The organism is uncultured Oceanicoccus sp. (assembly GCF_963968385.1).
Lineage (GTDB): Bacteria > Pseudomonadota > Gammaproteobacteria > Pseudomonadales > Dasaniaceae > Oceanicoccus.
In genome coordinates, this window is the sequence record NZ_CAXAHB010000095.1 from 1 (window position 1) to 5,118 (window position 5,118).

4 protein-coding genes are annotated in these 5,118 nt (G+C 46.4%); all 4 read left to right on the forward strand.

Features of this window, described 5'->3' with window-relative positions:
- The first annotated feature begins 131 nt into the window (after positions 1–131).
- Positions 132–2,273, forward strand: coding sequence for a type IV pilus secretin PilQ (gene pilQ / locus AACP44_RS08335; RefSeq protein ID WP_339340067.1), 2,142 nt, complete (start codon positions 132–134; stop codon positions 2,271–2,273).
- Positions 2,274–2,316: 43 nt separating this feature from the next.
- Positions 2,317–2,832 carry a shikimate kinase AroK gene (aroK, locus tag AACP44_RS08340; protein WP_339340068.1) on the forward strand — a complete coding sequence of 172 codons (516 nt, stop codon included), beginning with the start codon at positions 2,317–2,319 and terminating at the stop codon, positions 2,830–2,832.
- Positions 2,833–2,914: 82 nt separating this feature from the next.
- Positions 2,915–3,997, forward strand: a complete 1,083-nt coding sequence (gene aroB / locus AACP44_RS08345) for a 3-dehydroquinate synthase (protein WP_339340069.1) — start codon at positions 2,915–2,917, stop codon at positions 3,995–3,997.
- A 49-nt stretch (positions 3,998–4,046) separates the two neighbouring features.
- On the forward strand, positions 4,047–5,118 hold a 1,072-nt coding region (locus AACP44_RS08350), incomplete at its 3' end, for an ATP-binding protein (protein ID WP_339340070.1).

The window sequence follows — 5,118 nt, forward strand, 5'->3', positions numbered from 1 at the left end:
AGGCCAATAACGATTAGGTTAAAAGTCCTAGATGAATAGGATGAATAGGATGAATGGGATAAGTGGCAAGTTTTAGCGGTATTACCTGCCGATAGTTGAGCTTGATAAAAAGGATTTTTAGGGCGCTATCTATGTTGAAATTGTTATTGTTAATGTTGACCGCATTATTTGCCGGCGTAACTTTGGCTGCAGATATTAATTTGACCAATATTGAATTTAATTCACAATCTGAGGGTGGTTTTCAAGTTCGTTTGAATTTTGATGCGGTGCCACCAGAGCCCAAGAGCTATAACATTGAAAATCCGGCAAGAATCATCTTAGATCTCGCTGGCGTTGCTAGCCACTTAGAGCAGAAAAAATTCCCCCTATCTTATGATAATGCCAGTAGTGCTATCGTTTTGGAGTCCGCCGGTCGCACTCGTATCATTTTAAATTTGATAAACTCGGCTGGCTATCAAACTCGGATTGACGGAAAAAGCTTGTCGATTGATGTGGCCGATTCAGATATTCGCGAATATTTAAAACCCAGCAAGAATAACACCCATTTATCAGTGCCGTCCCCAGAGCCAATAGATTCTACAGCCAATGAAATTGTCGATATCGATTTTAAGCGTGATGATAAGGGTGAAGGTTTTTTGGCGATCAAGCTCGCCAAGGCCAAGGCCGGCGTTGATATTTCTGTTGAGAATAATTTTATCCACATAGCTTTTTCTGATGTCAGCTTGCCCGAGCGTTTACAGCGCCACTATGACGTCAGTGATTTTGCGACACCGGTTCAGTCTATTGACGCACAATCTGACGAAGCAGGCGCACGCTTTGCTCTAAATATTTATGGTAGGTTTGATTATCTGGCTTATCAAACCGATAGCGAATATATAGTCAGTGTTAAGCCGCTAACTGCTGAAGATCTTGAACCTAAGAAAAAAGAATTTGCTTATGTGGGTGATAAGTTATCTTTGAACTTTCAGGATATTGAAGTGCGCGCGGCCTTACAGTTAATTGCTGATTTTACTAATCTTAACCTTGTCGCTAGTGATACCGTGCTAGGCCACATTACCCTAAGATTGCAAAATGTACCTTGGGATCAGGCCTTGGATCTAATTTTAAAAACCAAAGGTTTGGATAAGCGTCAGCATGGTAATGTATTGATGATTGCGCCAGCGGCTGAAATTACTGAAAGAGAGCGTCAGCAAATAGAAAATAATAAACAGGCTCAGCAGTTATCTCCGTTGCAAACGGAATATATCCCACTTCGTTATGCCGAGGCTGGCGAAATACATCAGTTGTTTATTAAAAGCGACAGGGGTGAAGACGATAAAGTCTCGACCGCCAGCATGTTGTCATCTCGTGGCAGTACAGTGGTTGATCAGCGCACTAACGCATTATTGGTGACCGACACTGCCGAGAAGTTAGAACAAATTCGTCGCGTAGTGGCTTTATTGGATGCCCCTGTTCGTCAGGTGTTGGTTGAAGCCCGCATCGCTATGGTCAACGCCAACTTTGATGAAGAATTGGGGATACAGTGGGGCGTTGCAGGTATCAATCAGGTTAACAGTGGCGATAAATTATTCTTCGGTGGTAACACCAAGTCGATTATCGATAGCCGAAATTCGGTTAGTGAGGCCAATTTGGAACTGGCTCAGGGCAATAACCAGAAAAAGGCGGTGCTTTCACCCGATGCATTAAATGTTGATTTGGGCGTTGCCAATCCTACCGGTAGTCTAGCCGTCGGTTTTGTTAACCAAGATGTGATTGTGCAATTGGAATTAAATGCGCTTGAATCACAAGGTCGCGTCGAGATTGTTTCACAGCCAAAAGTGATTACCGGTGACAAGCAGCAAGCTATGATCAAGGCCGGTTCAGAAGTGCCTTATCAGCAATCTTCAGCCAACGGCGAAACCACGGTCGCCTTTAAAGAAGCCGTGTTAAAGTTACAGGTAACACCCAGTATTACCCCTGATGATCGTATCATTATGAAGTTGGAAATTAATCAGGATTCTATCGGTGAACTGGTGCCCTCTGGGCATGGCGGCCATGTGCCGACCATTAATACCACCGAGTTAACCACGCAAGTGCTGGTGAATAATGGCGAAACGGTTGTTCTGGGCGGCGTTTTCCGACTTGTTGATGTTGAGTCTGAGTCTAAGGTTCCTGGCTTAGGTGATATTCCTTATCTGGGCCGTTTATTCACCAAAACCTCAGTGGCACAGGAAAAGACTGAAACTTTAATTTTTATTACCCCAAGAATTTTGGCTGATACTCTTATAAACTAGGGGCTAAATAATTAAACCCAATTTGATGCTTAATTAAAAAAATATGAAATCCTCCTCCAATCTATTCCTGGTCGGCCCTATGGGCGCTGGTAAATCCACCATCGGACGCCTGCTGGCCGCTGATCTTCGTTTGAGCTTCAAAGATACCGATAAAGAAATTGAAGACCGCAGTGGTGTTGATATCCCATGGATTTTTGATATGGAAGGCGAGGCTGGTTTTCGCGACCGTGAAGCGGCGGTGCTGGATGAGTTAACGCAGTTGGATAAAACCCTGTTGGCAACCGGTGGCGGCATTATACTGAGACCGGAAAATCGTCAAGCTCTAGTCAATCGAGGCAGAGTGGTTTATTTGATGACATCAATCGATGAACAGGTGCGACGTACAGCAAAGGATAAAAAACGCCCTTTACTTAATGCCGAGCAGCCCCGCCGAGTATTGACCGATCTGATGAGCCAGCGTCATCCCCTCTATGAAGAAATTGCCGACTATGCCATCGATACCGATGGTCGCAGCCCGCAATCCGTTGCGCAAGAACTGATCCGGATATTATCGGCGTGAAAGTTGGTCTGGCGGTTTATCTTTTAAGATCGAGTGTGTTTAAATATCCCATCCTCAAACCATTCCAAAGCTAGACAATATCATGCAAACGCTCAGTGTCGATCTAGGTGATAGAAGCTATCCGATTTATATCGGCGAGGGCTTGCTGAGCCAGCCGGAATTGCTGCTTAATCATATAGCCGGTGGCCAGGTTCTGGTGGTGACTAACGACACGGTAGCCCCTCTTTACCTAGAAATCATCAGAGAGAGTTTGTCGGATTTAGATTATTCAGAATTGATTTTACCGGATGGTGAGCAGCATAAATCGCTGGAAGTCTTGAGCGCTATTTACGATAAGCTGTTGCAAGACAAGCATAATCGCACCACCACATTAGTGGCTTTGGGCGGCGGTGTTATTGGTGATATGACCGGCTATGCCGCGGCCAGCTACCAGCGTGGGGTTAACTTTATCCAAATCCCTACCACTTTGTTATCTCAGGTAGATTCTTCCGTAGGTGGTAAAACTGGAGTGAATCACCCGCTGGGTAAAAATATGATTGGTGCTTTTCACCAGCCGCAATGTGTTATAGCCGATACCCAGACCCTGACCACCTTGCCTCAACGGGAACTCTCAGCAGGCATTGCCGAAGTCATCAAATATGGTTTGATTTGCGACGCTGAATTTTACCAGTGGTTAGAGCAGCATATAGAAGACTTGTTAGCCTGCGATCAAACCAAGCTGGCCGAAGCCATCTATCGCTCCTGTGACAACAAGGCCAAAGTTGTGGCCAGCGATGAGCGTGAAGCGGGTGTGCGAGCCATCCTTAATTTAGGCCATACCTTCGGTCATGCTATAGAAACGGCACAAGGTTATGGCAACTGGTTACATGGTGAAGCGGTTGCGGCAGGTATGCTGTTAGCGGCTCGGCTATCAGAAAAGATGCAGTGGATTGGCGCTGCAGATGTTGAAAGTGTGCGCAGTATGTTGTTGCGGGCGAAGTTGCCCGTGGCACCACCGGCGATGACCTGTGAGCAATTCCTATCAATAATGGCGGTCGACAAAAAAGTGCTAGATGGGCGTTTGCGTTTGGTGTTACTAAAACAAATGGGCGAGGCGATTATTACCAGCGATATTGCAGAGCAGGATCTGCGCGATATCCTAGTCGAGGCGGGCGTTGCGCCTTAATGGTAACGATATTCCCTTTTTATCAGAGATTGAGCAACAGGAATGCCTAATGACTGAAACAGCCAGTTATGATGCTACACATTATGTGCAGCGCCTCGATCTAGAGGATGATCCTTTTGCTGTTGATTTTGAATCTGATTATTTTTACCCCGGTGCAATGCGCCGCCAGCTGTTAGATCAGTTGGTTCACTTTAGCTGCTTTGGTAATCAAACCGTGCTGTTAGTCGGCGCCCCCGGTTGCGGTACTTCAACCATGCTTGATCAGGCTTGTGTGCTGATTGAAGAGGTGATGGATTGCTGCTTTATCAATGCCGAGGAAACCGGTTCTGCCCAGCAGTTACTCGAGTCGCTTAGTGAACAGCTTAATTTCCAACTGCCTGCTCCCGTTAGCCAGCCCGATTTTTTTGCTGCCCTGCAGTCTGGCTTAGTGATTGACGGTGAGCCTGAGCCCATTATGTTGGCGGTTGATCAGGCGCATGAGCTTTCCATGGCAGGCTATGATCTTCTGCGGCAACTGGTTGATCTGGGCGATGGCAATATTTGTTTATTAATGGCTGGTGAATATCAGCTGGAGCAACGGTTAAAGTCAGCCTCATTTCATCAACAGCAATTAAAATTAGTCGAGTTGGCGCCGCTGATAGAGCGGGAAACGGGCGACTATATACTGGGCCTGCTACGCTCCGTGGGTTATATGGGTGATTTCCCGCTCAGCAATGATCAGCTCGCCGTATTACATGAGCGTTGCGCGGGTAATTTAGTCAAGGTCAATCAGTTAGTACCCTCCTTATTAACGGTTGCAGAGAGTACTGACTTGCCCAAGCATCGTTTTGGTATTCCTGTCGCGCATAAAACCGTGATCATTATTCTCACCGCGGCGCTGATCGGCCTATGGTTATACCATGGCAGCGATCAAAAGCCGGCCGAAGTGGTGATGGTAGATGAGCCCGTTGTTAGTAAAAAGCTTCAAATCCCAACCGTAGTGGTGAAAAAGCAAGTTGAGCTAGCTGCTCGGCCCAGTGTGCAAGCTGTAGTTGCCGACAAGGTTGCTGACAAGGTTGCGGATGTGGTTGTGGATGAAATTACTGACATCGAGCCGGTTAAACAGCCCGATATTGCCGAGG

Excerpts from the sequence above, each read along its gene's own strand:
- pilQ (WP_339340067.1), top strand. The coding sequence starts at position 132 with ATGTTGAAATTGTTATTGTTAATGTTGACCGCATTATTTGCCGGCGTA.
- aroK (WP_339340068.1), top strand. The coding sequence starts at position 2,317 with ATGAAATCCTCCTCCAATCTATTCCTGGTCGGCCCTATGGGCGCTGGT.
- aroB (WP_339340069.1), top strand. The coding sequence starts at position 2,915 with ATGCAAACGCTCAGTGTCGATCTAGGTGATAGAAGCTATCCGATTTAT.